The sequence below is a fragment of the Vescimonas sp. genome (assembly GCF_057856985.1).
Map to the genome: position 1 here is coordinate 23,728 of NZ_DBLZXX010000013.1, position 20,300 is coordinate 44,027.

Genomic DNA, 20,300 nt, shown 5'->3' on the forward strand with positions numbered 1-20,300 from the left:
TGGCGAAGGCGGCCTTCCGCCGGAAACGACAAAAACCCCTATTTCCGGCGGCTGCCGCCGGAAATAGGGGTCGGTTCGTTTTCTTTTTTATCGGAGCTGCCCGGCCAATCGGCCGGAGGACCACGCCCATTGCAAATTGAAACCGCCGCAGTCACCGTCCACATCCAGTACCTCGCCACAGGCGTACAGCCCCGGCACCAGACGGCTCTGCATGGTCCGGGGGTCGAACTCGCCGGTCTGTAAGCCGCCCGCCGTTACCTGCGCCTGATCGAAGCCGCAGGTGCCGGTGATGGGCAGGGTAAAGCCTGTGGCCTGCGCGGCGATGCGGCGCAGGTCATCGTCAGTAAGGGAGGCGGCCGGCTGATTGGTGAAACCGGCGGCCTTACAGAGCATCTGCCCCAGCCGGGTGTGGCAGGAGCCCACCAGCAGGGTGGACGCCTCATGGGCGGCCATGGTCTGCCGCCGCAGGTGCAGCCAGTGCAGCACTTCCTCGAGATCCCAGTCGGGGAAGAAGTTCAGCACGCAGGTCAGCCCCTCACCGCCGGTGGACACGGCGCGGGAGAGGTCGAAGATGGCAGGGCCGCTGACGCCGTACTCGGTGAACAGCACCTCGCCGCGGTTCTCTGCCACCGACGCATTGCCTCGCCGGATGGCAATGCCGCACTCGGCCTTGATGCCCTTCAGCGCGCGGGGGTAGGTGGGGTCGGTCTTCAGCTGGACGAGGGAGGGGTAGAGCTGCGTCCTGTGGTGTCCCAGACTCTTGGCCAGCTGATAGCCGTCCATGACGCCGCCTACCTTGCTGCCGGCGCAGCCGCCGGCTGCCAGAATGAGCTTTTCGGCAGAGAATGTGTCCGTTTCCGTCCGCACGGTGAAGCCGTCGGACGTCTTTTTCGCGGAGGAGACCGCCTGACCGGTGACGACCTCAATGCCGGGACGCTCCAGTGCGTAGCGCAGCACATCCAGCACGCTGCCCGCCATGTTGCTCATGGGATAGACGCGCCCGCTGTCCTCGGCGACCGTCAGAAGCCCCAGCGAGGCGAAAAATTGCAGCGTAGCCCCCACGTCGAAGGCGTCCAGCGCGTAGGCGCAGAATCCGTCGCCGCCGTGATAGCGGGCGGGGGAGACGTTGTGGTTCGTCAGGTTGCACCGCCCGTTGCCGGTGGCCAGCAGCTTGCGTCCCACCCGGCTCTGCCGCTCCAGCAGCGTGACGCGGCAGCCGTTTTCCGCGGCGGCCAGCGCCGCCATCATACCGCTGGCGCCGCCGCCGATGATGATGACATCCCGGCTCATTTCTGCGCCTCCAGCCTGCGGCGGGTGAGATAACCCTCCAGCATCAGCGCCGCCGCCACCGCATCCACGGTCTTTTTCCGCTTTTTGGCATTCTGCCCGTTCTGGAACAGGATATTGTGGGCGTCGATGGTGGTGCGCCGCTCGTCCCAGAGGATGACCTCCAGCCCCGTCTCCTGCCGCAGCAGCTCCCCGAAGGCGGCGCACTTCTCCGCCCGGGGCCCCTCGCTGCCGTCCATGTTGCGGGGATAGCCCAGCACCAGCAGCTTCACGTCGTGCTCCGCGATGAGCCGCCGGATGCCCACCAGTACCTCCTCCTGCTTCCGGCTGTGGAGCACCTCGGAGTGCCCCGCCAGCGTCTCGGTATAGTCCGAAATGGCGATGCCGGTGTGGGCGTCGCCGTAGTCGATGGCCATGATTTTCATAGGTAATGCACCTGCGCTTTCCGTTCAGTGGCATTATCATACACAAAAAGAACGCCGCCTGCAACCGGAAAAGTCGGAAAACCCCCGAAAAAGCTGTATTTTTTCCAAAAAATCAGTTGACCTCTGCCAAAAACCGTGCTATACTTGGCATTACCTGTGAGTGGGTGCTTTCTTTTTGCGCGCTTTTCGCTTCGGGCGCGCAGGGAGCCGGCATCCGGCAGGGAGGCAAAGGGTCCTCGGACCTAATCTAATAAGGAGGTGCCGTTAATGCGCGTGAAGATCACCCTGAGATGCAATGAGTGCAAGCAGAGAAACTACAACACGATGAAGAACAAGAAGAATACCCCTGACAAGCTTGAGCTGAACAAGTATTGCCCCTTCTGCAGAAAGCACACCGTCCACACTGAGACGAAGTAACCGGAAGGAGATAGTGAGCTATGGCTGAAGAGAAGAAGGTCAAGAAGGACCACGGCAAGTGGTTCCGCGAAATGAGAAGCGAGCTGAAGAAGGTCGTATGGCCTGACGGCAAGACCACCATGAAGAACACGGGCACCGTGATCCTGTGCTCCCTGCTGGTGGGCGCGTGCATCTGGATCTTTGATGCAGTCAGCGTTCTGGCGGTGAACACGCTGGTCGGCCTGTTCGCCTGAGGAAACGGGAATGGCTGATAACGCGAAGTGGTATGTAGCCCATACCTATTCCGGCTATGAGAACGCGGTGAAAGCCGCCATCGAGAAGTCCGTGGTGAACCGGAACATGGAGGATATGGTCCTTCAGATCGCGATCCCCATGGAAACCGTCACCGAGATCACCGAGTCCGGCGTTTCCAAGGAGATCCAGCGCAAGGTGTTCCCCGGCTATGTTCTCATCAAGATGGTCATGACCGATGACACGTGGCACCTGATCCGCAACATCCGCGGCGTCACGGGCTTTGTGGGCGAAGCCAACAAGGCGATCCCTCTGACTGAGGACGAGGTGGCCGCTCTGGGCATGGAAAAGCGCGAGATCGTGGTGCTGTACCATGTGGGCGATACCGTCCGCATCACCGAAGGACCTCTGGCCAGCTTTACCGGCACGGTGGAGGAGATCGAACCGGACAAGAATCGTGTCCGTGTGGTGGTCTCCATGTTCGGCCGCGAAACGCCGGTGGATCTGGAGCTGGATCAGGTAGAGGTCAGCAGCAACTGAGTACGGCGCAGCCGTACAGGCCGGAGCAGTACGACTCCGGCGCAAGTGGGAGAGATGCGCGTCATCTCGCCAAAAGCGGTTCCGGTATGGACCGGCCGCTACCACATTTTATTGAAGGAGGTGCCTACAAATGGCACAGAAAGTAGTTGGATACGTCAAACTGCAGATCCCTGCGGGCAAAGCAACTCCCGCACCCCCCGTCGGCCCCGCTCTGGGCCAGCACGGCATCAATATTGCCGCGTTTACCAAGGAGTTCAACGAGCGCACCAAGAACGACATGGGCCTGATCATCCCCGTGGTCATCACCGTCTATGCCGACCGCTCTTTCAGCTTCATCACCAAGACCCCTCCCGCTGCGGTCCTGATCAAGAAGGAGTGCAACATTGAGTCCGGTTCCGGCGTTCCCAACAAGGAAAAGGTCGCTACCATCTCCAAGGCCTCCATCCAGAAGATCGCCGAGCTGAAGATGCGCGACCTGAACGCCGCGTCTCTGGAGGCCGCTATGAGCATGATCGCCGGTACCGCCCGCTCCATGGGCGTTGTCGTTGGCGAGTAAGGAGGGTGTAACGATGTTTAGAGGTAAGAAATATCAGGAAAGCGCCAAGCAGATCGACAAGGCGATGCTGTATGACCCCAAGGAGGGTCTGGAGCTGATCTGCAAGACCGCCAGCGCCAAGTTCGATGAGACTGTCGAGCTCCACGTCAAGCTGGGCGTTGACTCCCGTCACGCCGACCAGCAGGTCCGCGGCGCCATCGTGCTGCCCAACGGTACCGGTAAGTCTGTCCGCGTTCTGGTGTTCGCCAAGGGCGACAAGGCCGAGGCTGCCAAGGCCGCCGGCGCCGATTACGTGGGCGAGATGGATCTGGTGGAGAAGATCCAGAAGGAGAACTGGTTCGACTTCGATGTTGTCGTCGCCACTCCCGACATGATGGGTATTGTCGGCCGTCTGGGTAAGGTCCTGGGCCCCAAGGGCCTGATGCCCTCCCCCAAGTCCGGCACCGTGACTCCCGACGCCGCCAAGGCCGTTCAGGAAGCCAAGGCCGGTAAGGTCGAGTATCGTCTGGACAAGACCAACATCATCCACTGCCCCATCGGCAAGGTGTCCTTCGGCTCCGAGAAGCTGTTTGAGAACTATTCCGCTCTCATCGGCGCCATCATCAAGGCCAAGCCCGCCGCTGCCAAGGGCCAGTATATCAAGTCCTGCGTGGCCGCTTCCACCATGGGCCCCGGCGTGAAGATGAACGCCAACAAGCAGCTGTAAGGCTGAAAAAACCGTTATCTTTGGCTTGACAAGCCGTCATGCCATTGGTATAATATTGGTTGCGTTCCAAAGACAGCAGGTGGCGAAAGCCGTAAGTCCTGCCGAGGATGGCACATCGTAATGATTGCTTTTCACCGTCCTCATGTCCTTTGGCATGGGGACGGTTTCCTTTTTTGAACGCACCGACAATTCTGACGGAGGTGAAAACAAAGAATGCCCAACGCAAAGGTTCTGTCTGAAAAGCAGGCGATCGTGGCGGCGCTGACCGACAAGCTGCAGAACGCAGCCGCCGGCGTCATCGTTGATTACAAGGGCATCACCGTGGCAGAGGATACCGCTCTGCGCGCTGAGTGCCGCAACAACAACGTGGAATACGCTGTCATCAAGAACACCCTGCTGCGTTTCGCTTTCAACAACTGCGGTCTGAACGAACTGGACGATCAGCTCAACGGTACCACTTCTCTGGCTATCTGCGCTGATGATCCCGTCGCCCCCGCACGCGTGATCGCGGATTACGCCAAGAAGCTGAAGGATAAGTTCGAGATCAAGGGCGGCTTCATGGACGGCAAGGTCGTTTCCATGGAAACTGTCAATGCTCTGGCTTCTATCCCCGCTCTGCCCGTGCTGCAGGCTCAGGTCCTGGGTACCATGCTGGCTCCCATTTCCGCCCTGGCTTGCGTGCTGAAGCAGATCGCCGAGAAAGACGGCGCTGCCGCCGAGTAAATCGGCTCCCTGACCCCCGCGGGCGGCAGGCCCGCACACACTTTACAAAAATCTCACAAATAGGAGGCTATCACAATGTCTGAGAAGATTACTGCTATGATCGAAGAGATCAAGGGTTTGACCGTTCTGGAGCTGTCCGAGCTGGTGCATGCTCTGGAGGAGGAGTTCGGTGTTTCCGCCGCCGCCATGGCTGCTCCCGCTGCCGGCGCTGCTGCTCCCGCCGCTGAGGAGAAGACCGAGTTCGACGTGGTCCTGACCGGTTTCGATGCCGCTCAGAAGATCAAGGTCATCAAGGTCGTCCGCGAGATCTCCGGCCTGGGTCTGGCCGAGGCCAAGGCTGCCGTCGAGGGCGTGCCCCACACCCTGAAGGAGGCTCTGTCCAAGGACGATGCCGAGGCTATGAAGAAGCAGGTCGAGGAGGCCGGCGGCAAGGTCGAGCTGAAGTAAGTTTCTTACACAGTCAAAAAAGAAAGACGCCTATGCGTCTTTCTTTTTTTTGCCCAGAATCCCTAACCTTTGGTTAATCGTTATCCCGCACTGCCTGCCATATAATGGCATACGATGGCGCGAAGTGCCATCGGAACGCGGCGCCGCGGCGTCCGGCCTGCGGCGCGGGAAACGGAACGATCAGGAGGAATGAGCATGAACAAGTTTTTGCGGCGCACGGTGCTGGCGGCCCTGCTGGCGGCCCTCTGCCTGACGTTGGCGGCCTGCGGCGGCAGCGGGGCTGACGACAGCGCCCCCGACACTATCCAGGACATGGCCAAGGACGACACTGTTCAGTTCGACTACGGCGACTATCTGGGCATCTGGTCCAACGGCACCGGTGACTACGACAGCTTTGAGGTGGAGCCCGGGGAGAGCGGCGAGGTCCGCTGGCTTCTCTACGCCGGTGCCAACTGGGAGTACAGCGGCTACCTCCAGTATGTGGAGGAGTACGGCTATGTCTACGCCTACAACGACCACAACGGCACAGCCTACCGCTGTGAGCTGGATGGCGCGGAGCTGACCGTGGCCGAGATCGGCACCTTCACTTACGGCGGTTCCGGCACGCCTGACGATTTCCAGGACGTGGAGCCCGAACCCACGGCAGACGTCTCTGTATTGGCCGGCGACTGGTATCAGGACGGCGACGTGGACGGCGACAGCCGCGTGGAGATCACTGCGGACGGCGTCTGGACCCTGCTGGATTGCACCGGCGGCATGGACGCCATGATGGACTACGGCGAGCTTATCCCCTCCCAGGAGGAGGGCAGCTGGTTTGCCCGTTCCACCATGCTGGATGACGTGGAGTACAATGTCACCGTGGCGGACGAAAACATTCTCTACTGGGGCGGCGAATATGATTGCTACATCCGCTCCCAGGGCTGAAGAACAATATAAAAAGAGAGGACCGGCTGGCCGGTCCTCTCTTTTTATGGCTTGTGCGTTACTATACATACGAATGGACATACGAATGGCAAAATGACACCAAACGACCTGCCCGCTGCGCTTTTCACCGTGCCCGATATACATACCCCGCATTTCCCGTGATGCACATCCCTGTGCCCCGTAGGGGCCGGCGTTCCCGTTGGCCTATTGTTCGTTTTTACCCGCTTTTGCCGCTGTTGGCAAAAGTGGGGCGCTCCGGAGAGCGAAATATCCCCGCGCCCAAGAGCGCGGAACATCCCCCCGGCGCGATGAGGGATTGCAATTTGCATAGGCTTCTTATATAATCAGAACAGACACAGCAACCACAACAACCCCCGGCGCCGACGGCGCGGGGCTGCGGACGCGGGCGGGGCCCGCAGAGAGGAAACCTATGAAACGAGTATGGACACTGCTGCTGGCTGCGTGCCTGCTGATACTGGCGGGCTGCGGCGGCGCGGAAAACAATAAGGATCAGACCTCGGAGACGGACACGCTGGCCCTGCTGCGGCAGGAGATCGCGAACAGCGGCAGCCAGTGCGGCGTGGCATTCCTAGGCTATATGCAGGGCGATGACGTGCTGGCGTGGCTGAGTGAGAGCGGCTGGACCCAGACGTTCCCCTTCCTGGCGGACATGACGGAGCAGCAGGTGGTGGAGCAGGACGGCGACGAGGTGTACTGCATCGTGTCTGCGGACAGCAGCGCCAAGGTCACGGTGCAGAGCTATGACCCGCTGAACGATGCATCGCCCTACGGTGACATCTTGTACGAGAGCGCCGACGGTGCGCCGGTGTGCCTGCGCGGCAACGTCAGCGACATCATGGCCAACCTGGCGGTGACGGTGGCGGGGGACAGCGGCGAGGTGCTGTACGTCCCGTGCCTGAGTCTGGCGGACGGCATGCTGAATGCCATAACGGAGAAGGGGTCTATCTACAACTTCACGCCAGGCGCAGTACACCAGACGCCGCAGGTGAAGGAGCTTTACAGCGAGTCCTTTGACTACACCGACGGCGTGGGCAACAGTGGGCGCTACACCTACCGCGTGCCCCAGCTGCTGGCGGAGACGGAAGGCGCGGCAGCCATCAACCGGACCATCGACGAGACCTACGGCACCATCGTGCGGGAGGCGCAGGAGAGCATGGCCGGCGGCGTCAGCCTGTCGTGCCTGTACATCACGTGGGAGACGTATCAGTGCGGCAACGTGCTGTCGCTGATCGTATCCTGCGGCTGGGACTTCGACATGAACACGTACAGCGTGTATCTGTACGACACGGCCACGGGGGAGCAGATGACCACGGCGCAGCTGCTGGAGACGCTGCAGGTGGAGCCGGAGACGTTCCTTGCGGCGGTGCGTCAGGCGGCAGCCGAGAGGTTTGACGGGAAGTACGCCGGTATTGGCGGCGACACGGATGAGCTGGTGGCCGAGCGGCGGGCATGGACGCTGTCCGACGAGAATATCAATCTGGATGTGATGACCTACGCGGACGCGGCGGGAAATCTCTACGTCTATCTGCCCATCGGGTCCATCGCCGGTGCGGCGTCCTATGAGGAGCCGCTGACGCTGGATCTGGGCGCGGCGGGATAACGTGCAAACGGCTGGGGCCTCTCCCGTGAGGGGAGAGGCCCTGTTTTTCAGGGAAAGGAGCGGCCGATGAAGAGGAGCGGGAACAGACTGGTGCTGCTGACGGCGGCGCTGGTGCTGATGATATGGGCGCTGACCGGCTGCGGCGGGCAGCAGACGGGGCTGCGTCAGGCGGTGACGGAGCTGTCCTGCGTGGATATCCAGGGCTATCCCGCCATGACCGGCACCGGCGGCTACGGCGCGGCATTGTGCTGGACAGACTACGAAAGCGACAGGACCACCGTGCAGATAGTGGACGTGAAGCGGGACCGTCTGGAGGCAGAGCGCCGGCTGGACGGCGCCTGGACCATGGCGGAGGAAACATTTCAGGACGGCCGCCTGGCATTTTACAAGTGGGACGACAGCACCCAAATGGTGTACCGGTTCCTGAACGCGAAGCTGGAGGACGCCGGAGAGTTCCGGCCTGCGGAGCCCGGCGGCGTATTGAGTCACGATGGCGCGTCGTATTACTACCTCAGCGGGACGGCGCTGTATCGGCAAGACACCGCCACCGGCGATACCCTGCTGGTGAAGCTGGAGGAAAACCTGCGCTTTGCATTTACGGGGGAGTACCACCCTACGGAGAATGTGCTGGAGCTGTGGTGTATGCTGTCACCGTACAGCAGCGAGTGCGGCATGGCGCTGGTGGATCTGGACAGCGGGAAGTGCCTGATGCTTCAGGACACAGTGCAGGGCATGAGCTTCACGGAATACGGCATCAGCCTGCGATCCTTCAAGGAAGAGGAGAGCTGTGACCTGCGGTACGCCGCAGAGGACGGCACGTACCGACTGGCCACGGAGTTGGGCGACACGGCCATGGAGCTGGAGATGATCGAAGGCTCCCAGTACGCCTACCGCAGCGGGGGCGATGGCGGCGGTCAGGAGCTGTACCGACTGGGCCAGACAGTGGGACACTGCGCCATGGATGGCGGCATGGAGCTGAACAGCTGCTGGCTGCCGGAGGCGCAGGTGCTGGTGAACGTACTGTACCGGCAGGGCAGCGGCAGCTACGTGCTGACGGCGGTGGACCCTGCAAAGCTGACATTCGAGACGTGCAGCGCCGCGGAGGAGACACCGTCGCCCATGACGGTGGACCAGAGCATCCCTCAGGTGTACTGGGGCGAACTGGCCGGCGGTGAGCTGCCGGATAATATGCAGGAGCTGCGGCATTACGCCGACCGGCTGGAGGAAAAGTACAGCGTCAGCATCCGGCTGTCCAGCCAATGTGCCCAGCCCTGCCAGGCGTCGGGGGAAGAGATCGTCACCACCGACCAGGCGGGTCTGGACGACGAGGTGGGCGCTATCTATCAGGCACTGGAGGCGTTGGACCGGACGCTGGCTCTGTACCCGGACGGCTTCTTCGCCCAGTTCCGCACAGAGCTGGGAGAGGGCGGCGTACAGTTCCTGCCGGTGGCGGATTTCCACATGGATTACAGCGTCATCGGACTGTCCTTCGAAAGTCCCCTGTGGCACTACGTCGCCTATACGGTGAACGCCGGTGCGCCGGAGGAACTGCTGTGTCACGAGATCTGGCATGCCACGGAGGACCGGCTGACAAGCCGGCAGTGGGACGCCATCGACAGCGAAGCATGGGCTGCCTGCAACCCCAAGGGCTTCACCTATTATGAGGACTACGACACGGCTATGAGTGAGGCGGATGGCGACTGGCTGTTCTTCGGCGGCGGGCAGGATGTCCACTTCGTGGACAACTACTCCACCATGAATGCACGGGAGGACCGCGCCCGCATCATGGAGTACATCATGGGCTCCGATGATTTTGCTGAGGAACTGGCGGCGCAGCCCGCCATCCGGCAGAAGCTGACGCTGATGGTGGAGGCGGTGCGCAGCGGCTTTGACACCACCGGCTGGGGAACGCCCCGCTGGGAGCGGCCGTTGACACAGCTGGACAACGCGGCGTGAGGGCCGCAGCGCACATCAGACATACCCGCCGCAAGGCGGGACAGAGAGGGGGAAACGCTGTGGCAAAACAGCGTTGGAAGGGCAATACCATTTACATCTCCCAGCGGCTGCGGGAGGAGCTGCGGCCCATTGAGCACTGCGCACTGACCACAGTGGTGGCGCCCATGGGTTACGGCAAGACCACGGCAGTCAGCTGGTATCTGGCGGAGCACATTCGCCAGCAGCAGGCAGCGGTGCTCCGCGTCAGCGTCTACTCCGACAGTCTGCCCATCTTCTGGCAGAGCGTGCAGGCTGCCTTTACCCACGCGGGGATAGACCTGCTGCGGGACTACGAGTGCCCGCAGGATGAGGCGTCGGCTAGCCTGCTCATCGACGACCTGTGCCGCACGCTGGCACTTCTGGGACCGTGCTATCTCTTTATCGATGATTTTCACCTGCTGGCAGACCCGCGGGCGTCGGCCTTTCTGTGCGTGCTGGCCCGCCGGCTGCCGGAGAACGCGCACCTCATCGTGGCGGGGCGGGACGAGTTTCTGCCGCCCCAGGAGGTGCTGCGGCTGGGGCGGCACGTCTGGCGCATCGGCGCGGCGCAGCTGCGCCTGGAGCGGGAGGAACTGGAGGCCTACGCCCGCCGGTGCGGCGCAGAGCTGTCCGACCACCAGGTGGAGCAGCTGCTGCACACCACGGAGGGCTGGTTCTCCGCCGCGTATCTGAGCTTGCAGACGCTGGCGGAGCGTGGCACACTGCCGGACGGCGGCTCCGATATCTACACCATGTTCTCCGCCGCCATGATCCAGCCGCTGTCCCTGCGGCGTCAGGCGTTTCTGGCCATGCTGGGGCTGGCGGACGAGTTCACAGCGGAGATGGCGCAGGCCGTCACCGAATATGCGGACGCGGCGTCGCAGATCGCGGACCTGACGGCACGAAACGCCTTTGTGACGCGGTTGCCGGACGGCGTGACCTACCGATTCCATCACATGATGAAGGAGTGTGCCCAGCGGACCTTCCGGACGCTGCCGCCGGAATCGCAGCAGCGCTGCCGCCGCCGGTACGGCCAGTGGTACGAGGAACGCGGCCAGTATCTCCAGGCCCTGCGGGCCTACGGCGGGGCGGAGGACTTTGACGGCGTGCTGCGGGTGGTGGAGAAGGACGCGGGCATCCTGCTCGCATTGCTGCCGCCGGAGCAGGTGCTCTCCTGGCTGGACCGGTGCCTGCCGGAGGTACTGGAGCGGCACCCGCTGGCCATGCTGGTGCTGATGCGCAGCATGTTCAACTGGCGGCGCATCCCCGAGATGCTGCGGCTGAAGGAGCAGCTGCTGGCAGCCATCGATGCGCGGCCCGATATGTCCGGGGAGGAGCGGGGCAACCTGCGGGGCGAGTGCGACCTCATCATGAGCTTCCTGCTCTACAACGACATCGCGGGTATGAGCCGCCTGCACCGCAGCGCCAGCGCCCAGATGTCCCGTCCGGCGGTGAGTATCCGGCGGCAGGGCGGCTGGACCTTCGGGTCCCCGTCGGTGCTGATGATGTTCCATCGGCAGGCGGGTCGGCTGGACTGCGAGCTGGCGGAGATGGACGAGTGCATGCCCCACTACTACTGTGTTACCAACGGCCACGGACAGGGGGCGGAGCACATCATGCGGGGCGAGGCCGCGTTCCTGCGGGGCCAGCTGGACGATGCCCGGATCGCACTGGCCGGCGCCTACGCCCAGATCCGGGACAACGGACAGGAGAACATGGCCCTGTGCTGCGACCATCTGGCGTGGCGGCTGAGTCTGTGTACCGGCGAGACGCCGCGGCAGGACTTTGACCAGCGGCGCAGGGAGCTGCTGTGCCAGCACAACGCGGCGTGGCTGAATATCCTGAACAGTACAGATGCCTACTACCACGCGCTGATCGGCGAGACGGAGAGCATTCCGGAGGTGTTTCGGGAGCACCGGCTGGCGTCGGTGCGGTATCTGGCGCCGGGAAAGCCCATGATGGAGCTCATTGAGAACCAGGTGTACCTGGCCCAGGGGGTTTATGCGGAGGTCATCGGCCGCAGCCAGCAGCTGCTGGCGGTGTGTGACGCCATGCACTACGCGCTGGTGGCCATGCACGTGCAGCTCCAGACGGCGGGAGCCTGTGAGATGCTGGGGCGGCGGGCGGAAGCCCGCGGCCTTCTGGAGCAGGTGCTGCAGGATGCAGCGGCGGACGGACTGGTGATGCCGGTGGTGGAGAACTACCGCTATCTGGCGCCGCTGCTGGCGGACATGCCCCAGCGGGGTGATGTGCCGCATATGATCGAGCTGGGGCGGCGGTACGAGGCGCGGTGCGCATCGGTGCGGCAGCGCAGCGCGGTGCCGATGGCCTTCCACGTGCTGACGCCGCGGGAGCGGGACATCGCCATGCTGGCCGCGGCGCGGCTCAGCAACCGCGAGATCGCGGAGAAGCTCTATCTGTCGGAGGGCAGCGTGAAGCAGTACGTCAACCGCATCTACGCCAAGCTGTTCATCGAGGGCGATACCCGCACCAAGCGCAAGCGGCTTGTGGAAATGACACAGCACTAACCTTTGGTTAGTAGTGGAGAAAAGCGATCCACCGTACAATAAGTACGGTGGATTTTTTTATGTGTGGAGAGGAGCGGACTATGAAAAAGATATTGATGCCGCTGCTGATCGCCGCGGCAGTGGCGCTCAGCGCCTGTGGGCAGGATCTATCCGGCGGCGACTGGCGCACCACCGGTGTGGTGCAGGCCGCAGGTACCATCTCGCGCTCCGGCGCGGATACCGATGTGCTGGTATGCGTCCATGAGGGAGACGCTGTGTTTTACCGCGACAGCGCGGACCAGGAGCTGTTCGGACAGGTGGTGTATCCCATGGACGTGCAGGACCCCTGGGACACCTTTGCCGCTATTGACTTTGCCGACCGGAATGGCGATGGCAATGGCGATGTGGGCATGACCTTCACCGATTCCGAGGGGGGAGACGTGTGGATGGTGTGGTTCTGGGACGCGGACACCGGGGAGTACGTGTTCCAGCCGGAGGAATCCGGCTCCACCGTGACGGCGGAGTGGCTGCGCTGGGAGGATCTGGCGGAGGACTGCACCACCTGGCAGGGTGAGGACGGCGGTATGCTGGCCCTGCGGGCGGATGAGGCGCTGTATACCTATCGCACATGGTATGGCCGCACGGGTCAGGGGGATCTGTGGGACATCGGGAATAGACAGGTGCTGCTGCGGTACGGTGACGGTTCGTACCTGCTGGCCCGCAGCGGCAGCGGCTTTACCCTGCGCAGCCTGGAGGGCAGCATGGGGGAGCTGGACGGCGTGAGTTATGTCCCCGCCGACAGCGATCTGCCGGAGATACCGCTGAGCCGGTTGGACGGCATGTGGCAGAACGCCCTGGGGGAGACGCTGCTCATTGACACAGCGCGATGGGAGTATATCGCCTGTTCACCGGAGGGGCTGGCCAGCGGCACCATCTACGACAGGGAGGACGGCAGGGGGCCGTACCTCTTTCTGAACGGCTTCGCCTATCCGCGGCTCAGTCAGGACGGCAGCAGCTTGGCGCTGTACGTCACGGCCAGCGAGACCCAGGCGCCAGACGGCAGCTATTCCGGTGTGTTCTACCGCGACGGCGATGCCGCGGCCTATGCCGATTTGACGCAGGCGGGGTTCTCGGAGGACGGCGGGCGGTTGTGGTACTACGACGGCGCGGAGTATTTTGCCGTACCGGAGGGCTACGCCGTGGGCCAGGACGGCCGTGCCTATGACGCCAATGGAAAGGTGTATGCCGCGGGCTGGGAGTTTCCGGTGTACGATCCCGGCACGGATTGGGGGCCGGACTGGGACCAGAGCTGGGACTGACCGCCCGCACAGGGGGAGAAAACAAGGCAGCCTCCGCAGGTTTCCTGCGGAGGCTGCCTTGCTGCTCCAATAAATACAGACAGGAAATACAGAAAGGGCGTGGAGATCACGCCCTTTCTGTATACATGCCGCCCACATCACCAGGCGCCCTCATAGGCCAGCGTCACGGCGCTGCACTGCGCTCCGGAGGCCATGCAGCCGGGGATGTCCAGGCCCTCCAGCCAGCTGTGGAGGAACCCGGCGATAAAGCTGTCGCCCGCGCCCATGGTGTCCACCACCCGGCACGGCACGATGCCTTGCCCGTAAAACCGCTGCCCGTCATAGGCCATGCTGCCCCGGCTCCCCCGGGTGGCCACCACGATGCGCGGCCCCAGCGCCGCCAGCTGCCGCAGCCGCTGCCGCAGCGCTTCATCGTCTGAGCCGTCGTCGGAGAAGAAGGCGATGTCCGTGCAGGGCAGCGCCGTCTGCGCCGCCGGATCCTCCGGCCGGTCTGAGCAGTCGAAGGCTGTGACCGCACCGGCCTGCCGGATACGGGCCAGATATCCCTCCGCGTGTCCCCACAGGCCGCTGACCACCAGCGCGTGACCGCCCAGAAAGGCGATGTCCTCCTCCGTCAGGGCAAACTGGGCCATGACACCCTCGTCGTAGTCCCCGAAAACGCGGTCGCCGTTGATATGCTCCACATAGGTCACGGCGGTACTGCCCTCGTCCACATGGACATGACTGACATCCACGCCCCGGCCGCGCAGCGCGTCCAGCAGGGCTGCGCCGCGTCCGTCCGTCCCTACCGCCCCCACATAGGAGATACCGTCGCCCAGACGGCGGGTGTAGACGGCCACGTTGACGGGGTTGCCGCCGAAATGATCCTCGCCTGTCTGACGGTAGTGATCCACACAGTTATCGCCCACGCATCCGATCCGTTTCATAGCAGCTCTCTCACCCTTTCTATGGCGCATTTTGCGTAATAAGTGGGATCGTCCGTATACATGGACACCAGCTCGATGGTGGCCGCGCCGTCATATCCGGCCCGCCGCAGCGCTTGCAGCTGCTCCCGCAGGGGGAGTACTCCGTCTCCCGGCAGGAGATGGTTTTCGCTGCGGCCGTCGCTGTCCGCAATGTGCAGGTGCGCCATGGTCCCGCCGGTGAGCCGGTACAGCGTCTCCGCTGTCTCCCCCTGTACGAAGGAGGCCACCACGTCGCACATGGGAAGCACGCAGGGGTCGTTCAGCTCTGCCAGTACCTCTGCCAGCTCCGCCGCGGTGGTGCAGGTGTTGGACTCGAACTGCGACAGCGGCTCCAGCAGGATGACCTGCCCGGCCTGCCGCGCCTCCGATGCCAGCCGGCGCAGCGAGCGCAGCAGCCGCGCCCGGCGCTGCGCCGGCTCCGTATGGCCGCCGTGCCCCACGGAGATCAGCGTACGGGACGCACCCAGCCGGGAGGATACCTCCATGCTGCGGGCCAGATAGCGCATGCAGTCCTCCCATTGTCCCTCGTCCCCCAGCATGTAGTTGTAGGGATAGCCGTTGTGCTCCGGCGTGTAGACGCGGATGGGCACGGCGTACCGGGCGGAAAGCTCCCGCAGCTGTGCGACGCGTCCGGCGTCCATATCCGGCGCCCATGCGTGGGGCCGTCCGCCCCACAGCTCGATAAAATCATAGCCGAAGGCCGCCGCGTCAATAAAGGCCGACTCTATATTCGTATACTGGTAGCCGCAGGTAAAAAGTCCCAGCTCCATTCTGTACTGACCTCCTTGTCCGATAGTGACAGAATTATAGCACAAAGCACAAAATCCACGCAAGACTTCCACTGTCGGCATATGCAAAACCGACAGCTTTTTTCCTGAAATGTGCAGTTTTTTTTCCTGCGTGGCCGTATGCGTTATGCTATGATAACGATGTACGGTAGCCGTCGGGCTACAAAAAAATGATCGGATCATTCTGAAACAGAAAGGATAGGAAGCTATGATAAAATTTGACGAGCAGAAGCAGCTGGACAGCGTGGCCGGTGCGCTGGCCATCCGTAAGGAGATCGAGGGCATCGCGGCGGATGTGGCGGGCCGCGGCTATAAAAACATCTGCTATCTGGGCATCGGCGGCACCTACGCCTCCGCGCTGCAGACCCAGAACCATGTGCAGGAGTACAGCGGCATGGAGATCATCGCGCAGAACGCCGCGCTGTACAACACCACCGGCAACCGCCGCATCGGCAAAGACACGGTGATCGTACTGTCCTCCGTCACCGGCACCACGCAGGAGGTGGTGGCGGCGGTGGAGAAGGCCAAGGCGCAGGGCGCGGTGGTCATCGGCTTCGTGGACACCGCCGATACCCCGCTGGAGAAGCTCAGCGACTACGCCATCCGCTATCCCCAGAACGAGCAGCTGAAGTTCTTCATGCTGGCGGACCGCCTGATGCAGCTGGCCGGAGACTTCCCCCAGTACGAGCAGCAGTACGCCGAGTATGATCGCTATCTGCCCCAGGCGCTGGTGGAGACGGAGAAGGCGGCGGACGACTTCGGCCGGACCTTTGCGGAGCGGCACTGCAATGACGCCATGCACTATTTCGTGGGCGCGGGCAACCAGTACGGCTCCACCTACTCCTACGCCATGTGCTACTGGGAGGAGCAGCACTGGCTGCGCAGCAAGTCTATCCATGCCGCCGAGTTCTTCCACGGTACGCTGGAGATCGTGGACAAGGACACGCCCGTGACCCTCTTTATGGGTGAGGACGCCCAGCGTCCGCTGTCGGAGCGTGTGAAGAACTTCCTGCCCCGAGTCTGCGGCAATTACACCATTATCGACGCTGCCGACTACCCCCTCACCGGCATCAGCCCTGCGTTCCGGGGTGACATTTCCCATCTGGTGACCCACGCCGTCACCCAGCGCATTGACGCCCACATGGAGCAGATCAACCGCCATCCCATGGAGATCCGGCGCTATTACCGCCAGTTCCCGTATTGATGCCCGGCTGCGAGGCGCTGTGACCGATGGATAAGAGAATAACGGGCCGCATGCTGCTGGCCATGGATATCGACGGAACATCCGTGGGCCGCGATCACCGACTGGGGGAAAAGACACGGCAGGCGCTGCGCCGGTTCCGGCAGGCGGGACATGTGGTGTGCTTCGCCTCGGGCCGCAACGAATTTGACATGTGGAACATGTGCGGCGACCACCGGGAGGCAGACTATGTCATCTGCAACACCGGCGGCAAGATCCTCCGTGCGGCGGACGACGCCGTGCTGTCGCTGCATCTGGCGGACGCGGAAAGCGTCCGTGCGCTGGCCGGCGCGTGTCTGGGGCACAACGACTGTGTGCTCTACGTCATCGCCGCCGGCTACATGGGCGTCAGCCGCATGACCCCCGGCGTCCGGGAATACACCGACAGCATCCGCTGCCGCCCGGCGGTCTACACCTCGGCGGAGGAGCTGCCGCTGGCGGGCGTGCAGGTCATGATGGCCAGCGGCAACGTGGGCCGGGCTGTCGCCGCCATACGCGGAGGCGGTCTTGCGCTGGACTATGTGTCCAGTGACCCGGGTGTCATCGACATCACGCCCCGGGGCGTCGGCAAATGGAGCGCACTGCTGGAGCTGTGCCGTATGGAGGGCATTCCGCCGGAGAACGTGGCGGCCGCCGGGAACTACCTGAACGACCGGGACATGATCGAGCACGCCGGTATCGGGATCGCGGTGGGCAACGCCCTCACGGAGATCAAGGCGCTGGCGGACATCGTGCTCCAACACGACTGCGAGCACGACGCTATAGCGGAGCTGGTGGACAAGCTGCTTGCCATGTGACGGCGGTGTGCTATAATACAGCCAACTACTTCAACGGAGGTGCTGCAAAATGCTTGCAACGGCGGATATGCATACTCACAGCTCGTTTCCCTTTGATGCGGGCTGCGACCCCGCGCTGATGCTGGAGAGCGCGGCCCGGCGGGGGCTGCGGCCCCTATGAGCGGGATGAAACGGGCGGCGGACGCCGCGCCCCGCTTTCAGGAACGGCTGAAGACGCAGATCACCCGCAGCACCGCCGTGCTCCTGACGGCGTTCCTGCTGCTGTTTGGCGTGCTGCTGGCCATCTATTCCGAGGGCTACACCTACTATGAGAACCGGGAGTACAACCGCCAGCTCACCGAGGCATTCCGGGACACCTACCTGTCCTGCGCCGACTATCTGCGCAGCGGGGACAACATGGCGGTCATGGAGTCCTTCCTCACGGGAGAGATCACCGAGCTGAACATGTCCTATCAGTTCCACCGCTTCAGTTACTCCTCCCACCGGGTCAGTGACCTGCTTCTGCTGAACGGAGACGGCGCCGCGGCCTTTTCCACCATGGCGGAGCCCAGCAGCCATCTGCTGTACTTCTGCCAGTCCGTCATCCCGCGGCTGACGGAGCGCACGGATGTCTATACCACCATTTACTACATGACGGCCGGCGGTTCCCGGCTGCTGTTTGCCCGGCAGCTGGACGGCCTGGGTTATGCCTTCCTGCTGCTGGACGGCAGTGAATGGAACCGCTCCATGGGACGCCTGCCCTACGATTATGTGGTCACGGATACCGGCGGCACCGTCATGGTGGCCAGCAATGCCGAAATGGTGGATGACCTCAACCGCTTCACCGGTGCGGGAAAGACTCGCTTCACCAGAGACGGCCAGCAGTATATGGTCAGCGCCGGGCAGCCCGCGGTGGGCGGGCTTGTGGTATACACACTGCTGCAGCGGGGGCACTGGGGCACCTATTACATCATCGGCTGCCTGTGCGCTGTGCTGATGTTCGGCGTGCTCTTTTTCACACTGCTCCGCGTCTCTCGGGAGATCGCCAGCCGCAATTCCCGCTCCGTGGAGACGCTCCACGACGAGCTGAGCATCATCCAGCAGGGCAATGTGGATCACAAGATCCGGCTGGATACCGGCGACGAGTTTCAGGAGATCGCCGCGCATATCAACTCCATGCTGGACACCATCAACGAGCTGAACCGGCGGAACATGGAGCTGGCGAAGCTGAACAACAGCGCCGAGATCGCTCAGCTGGAATCCCGCTTCCATCCGCACTTCCTCTACAATACGCTGGAGAATATCCGCTACGCCATTCTGCTGGGCGAGCCGGAGCGGGCGGACGAGATGATCCGCCGTCTGACGGCGCTGCTGCGGTACAGCACCGACACCAGCCGCTCCATGGTCACGCTGGGCAGCGACACCGAAAAGCTGCGGGACTATCAGCTTGTCAAGCAGGAGGAGTTCAGGATCGTCCGCATAGGCAATGCGATCCGCGTTTCCAAGAAATCTTTTGACGAGTGGCTGGAAAGTTTGGAATTGTGAATATCGCAAGAAACGCCGTAGGCTCAAAAAACCTATGGCGTTTTTTTATACCCATTTTGAAGGAGGCTGGCAATGAAACTGACAGAAGCAGAAATGAGGATGGTGTTTCAGATTGAAAGTACCAATCAGAACGCTGCCCTGAATGAGATTTACATGACATGGCGCTATGCGCCGAACCCGGCAACGAAAGAAACGGCGAAAGGCCTTCTGGACAAGCTCCGCTCCCTGTCGGATCAGGAGTGCATGGATTTGATCCGCAAGGTGCAGGCCGAATATCGTCTGCCGGAGAAAGCCCGCACCATCGGGGAAATGCTGGCAGAGGCCAGGCAGCAATCCGGGGCGCAGAAGTTATCCGGCCATGACATTATGGCTTTGGAGCGCTTCGACCCGGCGACCAGACACATGATCGTCTTTGATGTTCTTACCCATGACTCGCCTGTTGGCTGGAAGGGTGAAAAAATGCGACTGTTCCTGACTGACGCCGGATACAGCAAGGCTTTGGAGAATCAGGAAAAGGGGCACATCAAAATCCGCAATCATGCGAAGGTGTTTTCCGGCGATCTCCACTATGACCATAAAGACCGTGAGAGGTAGCCGCCCCCAAAATGTATCAAAATCAATGGGATATCCTCTGTTTCTTCCTCTGTGGCTTGCGTTCTGAACAGGGCGTGGATGTTTTCCCATGCGGAAGGTAACGGAGGCATACAGACGGGTAAACCGCTCAAAATCAACACTTTTTATTTTCACAGGAAGGAGGTGCGAAGATGGCTGTTTTTCGTATTGAAAAGACCCGTGATTATACGGTCATGTCGAACCATCACTTGAAAGATCGGACGCTGACCCTGAAATCCAAGGGGCTGCTGTCCATGATGTTGTCGCTCCCTGACGAGTGGAATTACACCACCAGAGGTCTTGCGGCGATCTGCCGGGAAGGTGTGGACAGCATCGGTGCGGCATTGAAGGAGCTGGAAAACCACGGGTATATCCGGCGCACCCAGCTTCGGGATGAAAAAGGCAAGATCACGGATACCGAGTATGTCATTTACGAAATGCCTCAGTGCGAGCCGTCGTCAAGCCCAGGTACGCCTTTACCGGGTACGGCAAAGCCATATACGGAAAACCCGGATATGGGTATCCCGGATACGGCGGAACCGTGTACGGAAAACCCCGCACAATTAAATACTAATCAACCAAAGACTGATTTATCAAGTACGGAGATATCAAATCCTATCCAATCAAATCCCCCTACCCCCGCAGGGGCAAGGATGGGAACGGATCGGATGGGAGCCAGAGAATGTTATCGTGAAGT

General features: G+C 62.1%; 21 protein-coding genes and 1 other annotated feature. Of the genes, 17 read left to right on the forward strand and 4 right to left on the reverse strand.

What is annotated here, in order from left to right; translation table 11 throughout:
- Positions 1 to 87 precede the first annotated feature (87 nt).
- A complete protein-coding gene (locus ACZM22_RS08390) occupies positions 88 to 1,290 on the reverse strand; it encodes a BaiN/RdsA family NAD(P)/FAD-dependent oxidoreductase (protein ID WP_489543736.1) in 1,203 nt (400 codons plus the stop codon).
- Positions 1,287 to 1,712 (reverse strand): Holliday junction resolvase RuvX, encoded by a 426-nt coding sequence (ruvX, locus tag ACZM22_RS08395; protein ID WP_489543737.1) that lies wholly within the window; start codon positions 1,710 to 1,712, stop codon positions 1,287 to 1,289. The genes ACZM22_RS08390 and ruvX overlap by 4 nt, the downstream gene beginning before the upstream one ends.
- 267 nt (positions 1,713 to 1,979) lie before the next feature.
- Here ruvX and rpmG point away from each other — a divergent pair, with 267 nt between their 5' ends.
- The 12 genes from rpmG to ACZM22_RS08455 all read left to right on the forward strand — a co-directional run bounded on the left by rpmG (position 1,980) and on the right by ACZM22_RS08455 (position 13,677).
- Positions 1,980 to 2,129: a 50S ribosomal protein L33 gene (gene rpmG / locus ACZM22_RS08400; protein WP_022135575.1), complete on the forward strand. Its 150-nt coding sequence runs from the start codon at positions 1,980 to 1,982 to the stop codon at positions 2,127 to 2,129.
- A gap of 20 nt (positions 2,130 to 2,149) precedes the next feature.
- Complete coding sequence (gene secE, locus ACZM22_RS08405) at positions 2,150 to 2,362, forward strand: preprotein translocase subunit SecE (protein ID WP_483267987.1); 213 nt, start codon at positions 2,150 to 2,152, stop codon at positions 2,360 to 2,362.
- Positions 2,363 to 2,372: 10 nt separating this feature from the next.
- Positions 2,373 to 2,900 (forward strand): transcription termination/antitermination protein NusG, encoded by a 528-nt coding sequence (gene nusG / locus ACZM22_RS08410; RefSeq protein ID WP_483267986.1) that lies wholly within the window; start codon positions 2,373 to 2,375, stop codon positions 2,898 to 2,900.
- Between the two features lie 130 nt (positions 2,901 to 3,030).
- The gene (gene rplK, locus ACZM22_RS08415) at positions 3,031 to 3,456 is read left to right on the forward strand and encodes a 50S ribosomal protein L11 (protein ID WP_022135572.1); all 426 of its coding nucleotides are present in this window, start codon (positions 3,031 to 3,033) and stop codon (positions 3,454 to 3,456) included.
- Positions 3,457 to 3,469: 13 nt separating this feature from the next.
- The gene (gene rplA, locus ACZM22_RS08420; RefSeq protein ID WP_483267984.1) at positions 3,470 to 4,162 is read left to right on the forward strand and encodes a 50S ribosomal protein L1; all 693 of its coding nucleotides are present in this window, start codon (positions 3,470 to 3,472) and stop codon (positions 4,160 to 4,162) included.
- A 48-nt stretch (positions 4,163 to 4,210) separates the two neighbouring features.
- Positions 4,211 to 4,341: a sequence feature (ribosomal protein L10 leader region), on the forward strand.
- Between the two features lie 34 nt (positions 4,342 to 4,375).
- Complete coding sequence (rplJ, locus tag ACZM22_RS08425) at positions 4,376 to 4,885, forward strand: 50S ribosomal protein L10 (protein WP_483267983.1); 510 nt, start codon at positions 4,376 to 4,378, stop codon at positions 4,883 to 4,885.
- Positions 4,886 to 4,960: 75 nt separating this feature from the next.
- Positions 4,961 to 5,332, forward strand: a complete 372-nt coding sequence (gene rplL / locus ACZM22_RS08430; RefSeq protein WP_482680696.1) for a 50S ribosomal protein L7/L12 — start codon at positions 4,961 to 4,963, stop codon at positions 5,330 to 5,332.
- Between the two features lie 195 nt (positions 5,333 to 5,527).
- Entirely contained in the window at positions 5,528 to 6,256 is a 729-nt protein-coding gene (locus ACZM22_RS08435; RefSeq protein ID WP_489543738.1) for a hypothetical protein, read from the forward strand.
- 430 nt (positions 6,257 to 6,686) lie between these two features.
- Positions 6,687 to 7,877 (forward strand): hypothetical protein, encoded by a 1,191-nt coding sequence (locus ACZM22_RS08440; protein WP_489543739.1) that lies wholly within the window; start codon positions 6,687 to 6,689, stop codon positions 7,875 to 7,877.
- A 66-nt stretch (positions 7,878 to 7,943) separates the two neighbouring features.
- Positions 7,944 to 9,833 (forward strand): hypothetical protein, encoded by a 1,890-nt coding sequence (locus tag ACZM22_RS08445; RefSeq protein WP_489543740.1) that lies wholly within the window; start codon positions 7,944 to 7,946, stop codon positions 9,831 to 9,833.
- A gap of 59 nt (positions 9,834 to 9,892) precedes the next feature.
- Positions 9,893 to 12,379, forward strand: a complete 2,487-nt coding sequence (locus ACZM22_RS08450) for a helix-turn-helix transcriptional regulator (protein WP_489543741.1) — start codon at positions 9,893 to 9,895, stop codon at positions 12,377 to 12,379.
- A gap of 80 nt (positions 12,380 to 12,459) precedes the next feature.
- Entirely contained in the window at positions 12,460 to 13,677 is a 1,218-nt protein-coding gene (locus ACZM22_RS08455) for a hypothetical protein (protein WP_489543742.1), read from the forward strand.
- 137 nt (positions 13,678 to 13,814) lie between these two features.
- On the opposite strand, the gene frlD is transcribed toward ACZM22_RS08455, so the two are convergent.
- Together frlD and ACZM22_RS08465 are read right to left on the reverse strand one after the other, a co-directional pair.
- Positions 13,815 to 14,603 (reverse strand): fructoselysine 6-kinase, encoded by a 789-nt coding sequence (gene frlD / locus ACZM22_RS08460; RefSeq protein WP_489543743.1) that lies wholly within the window; start codon positions 14,601 to 14,603, stop codon positions 13,815 to 13,817.
- Positions 14,600 to 15,412: a TIM barrel protein gene (locus ACZM22_RS08465; RefSeq protein WP_489543744.1), complete on the reverse strand. Its 813-nt coding sequence runs from the start codon at positions 15,410 to 15,412 to the stop codon at positions 14,600 to 14,602. The genes frlD and ACZM22_RS08465 overlap by 4 nt, the downstream gene beginning before the upstream one ends.
- 226 nt (positions 15,413 to 15,638) lie before the next feature.
- Here ACZM22_RS08465 and ACZM22_RS08470 point away from each other — a divergent pair, with 226 nt between their 5' ends.
- The 5 genes from ACZM22_RS08470 to ACZM22_RS08490 form a co-directional block, all read left to right on the forward strand.
- Positions 15,639 to 16,634, forward strand: a complete 996-nt coding sequence (locus tag ACZM22_RS08470; protein ID WP_489543745.1) for an SIS domain-containing protein — start codon at positions 15,639 to 15,641, stop codon at positions 16,632 to 16,634.
- A gap of 26 nt (positions 16,635 to 16,660) precedes the next feature.
- Positions 16,661 to 17,467, forward strand: a complete 807-nt coding sequence (locus ACZM22_RS08475) for an HAD hydrolase family protein (protein WP_489543746.1) — start codon at positions 16,661 to 16,663, stop codon at positions 17,465 to 17,467.
- Between the two features lie 156 nt (positions 17,468 to 17,623).
- On the forward strand, positions 17,624 to 18,991 hold the full coding sequence (locus ACZM22_RS08480) for a sensor histidine kinase (protein WP_489543747.1): 1,368 nt from the start codon (positions 17,624 to 17,626) through the stop codon (positions 18,989 to 18,991).
- 279 nt (positions 18,992 to 19,270) lie between these two features.
- Complete coding sequence (locus ACZM22_RS08485) at positions 19,271 to 19,585, forward strand: DUF5720 family protein (protein WP_489543749.1); 315 nt, start codon at positions 19,271 to 19,273, stop codon at positions 19,583 to 19,585.
- A gap of 170 nt (positions 19,586 to 19,755) precedes the next feature.
- Positions 19,756 to 20,300, forward strand: a 545-nt coding sequence (locus ACZM22_RS08490) for a helix-turn-helix domain-containing protein (RefSeq protein WP_489543748.1), incomplete at its 3' end; no start/stop codon positions are given.

What these genes read in the sequence shown, in the direction of transcription:
- ACZM22_RS08475 (WP_489543746.1), top strand. Translation starts at nt 16,661, where the DNA reads ATGGATAAGAGAATAACGGGCCGCATGCTGCTGGCCATGGATATCGAC.
- ACZM22_RS08455 (WP_489543742.1), top strand. Translation starts at nt 12,460, where the DNA reads ATGAAAAAGATATTGATGCCGCTGCTGATCGCCGCGGCAGTGGCGCTC.
- ACZM22_RS08445 (WP_489543740.1), top strand. Translation starts at nt 7,944, where the DNA reads ATGAAGAGGAGCGGGAACAGACTGGTGCTGCTGACGGCGGCGCTGGTG.
- rplA (WP_483267984.1), top strand. Translation starts at nt 3,470, where the DNA reads ATGTTTAGAGGTAAGAAATATCAGGAAAGCGCCAAGCAGATCGACAAG.
- nusG (WP_483267986.1), top strand. Translation starts at nt 2,373, where the DNA reads ATGGCTGATAACGCGAAGTGGTATGTAGCCCATACCTATTCCGGCTAT.
- secE (WP_483267987.1), top strand. Translation starts at nt 2,150, where the DNA reads ATGGCTGAAGAGAAGAAGGTCAAGAAGGACCACGGCAAGTGGTTCCGC.
- ACZM22_RS08390 (WP_489543736.1), bottom strand. Translation starts at nt 1,290, where the DNA reads ATGAGCCGGGATGTCATCATCATCGGCGGCGGCGCCAGCGGTATGATG.
- rpmG (WP_022135575.1), top strand. Translation starts at nt 1,980, where the DNA reads ATGCGCGTGAAGATCACCCTGAGATGCAATGAGTGCAAGCAGAGAAAC.
- ACZM22_RS08480 (WP_489543747.1), top strand. Translation starts at nt 17,624, where the DNA reads ATGAGCGGGATGAAACGGGCGGCGGACGCCGCGCCCCGCTTTCAGGAA.
- ACZM22_RS08465 (WP_489543744.1), bottom strand. Translation starts at nt 15,412, where the DNA reads ATGGAGCTGGGACTTTTTACCTGCGGCTACCAGTATACGAATATAGAG.
- ACZM22_RS08435 (WP_489543738.1), top strand. Translation starts at nt 5,528, where the DNA reads ATGAACAAGTTTTTGCGGCGCACGGTGCTGGCGGCCCTGCTGGCGGCC.
- ACZM22_RS08440 (WP_489543739.1), top strand. Translation starts at nt 6,687, where the DNA reads ATGAAACGAGTATGGACACTGCTGCTGGCTGCGTGCCTGCTGATACTG.
- ACZM22_RS08470 (WP_489543745.1), top strand. Translation starts at nt 15,639, where the DNA reads ATGATAAAATTTGACGAGCAGAAGCAGCTGGACAGCGTGGCCGGTGCG.
- rplL (WP_482680696.1), top strand. Translation starts at nt 4,961, where the DNA reads ATGTCTGAGAAGATTACTGCTATGATCGAAGAGATCAAGGGTTTGACC.
- frlD (WP_489543743.1), bottom strand. Translation starts at nt 14,603, where the DNA reads ATGAAACGGATCGGATGCGTGGGCGATAACTGTGTGGATCACTACCGT.
- ruvX (WP_489543737.1), bottom strand. Translation starts at nt 1,712, where the DNA reads ATGAAAATCATGGCCATCGACTACGGCGACGCCCACACCGGCATCGCC.
- rplJ (WP_483267983.1), top strand. Translation starts at nt 4,376, where the DNA reads ATGCCCAACGCAAAGGTTCTGTCTGAAAAGCAGGCGATCGTGGCGGCG.
- rplK (WP_022135572.1), top strand. Translation starts at nt 3,031, where the DNA reads ATGGCACAGAAAGTAGTTGGATACGTCAAACTGCAGATCCCTGCGGGC.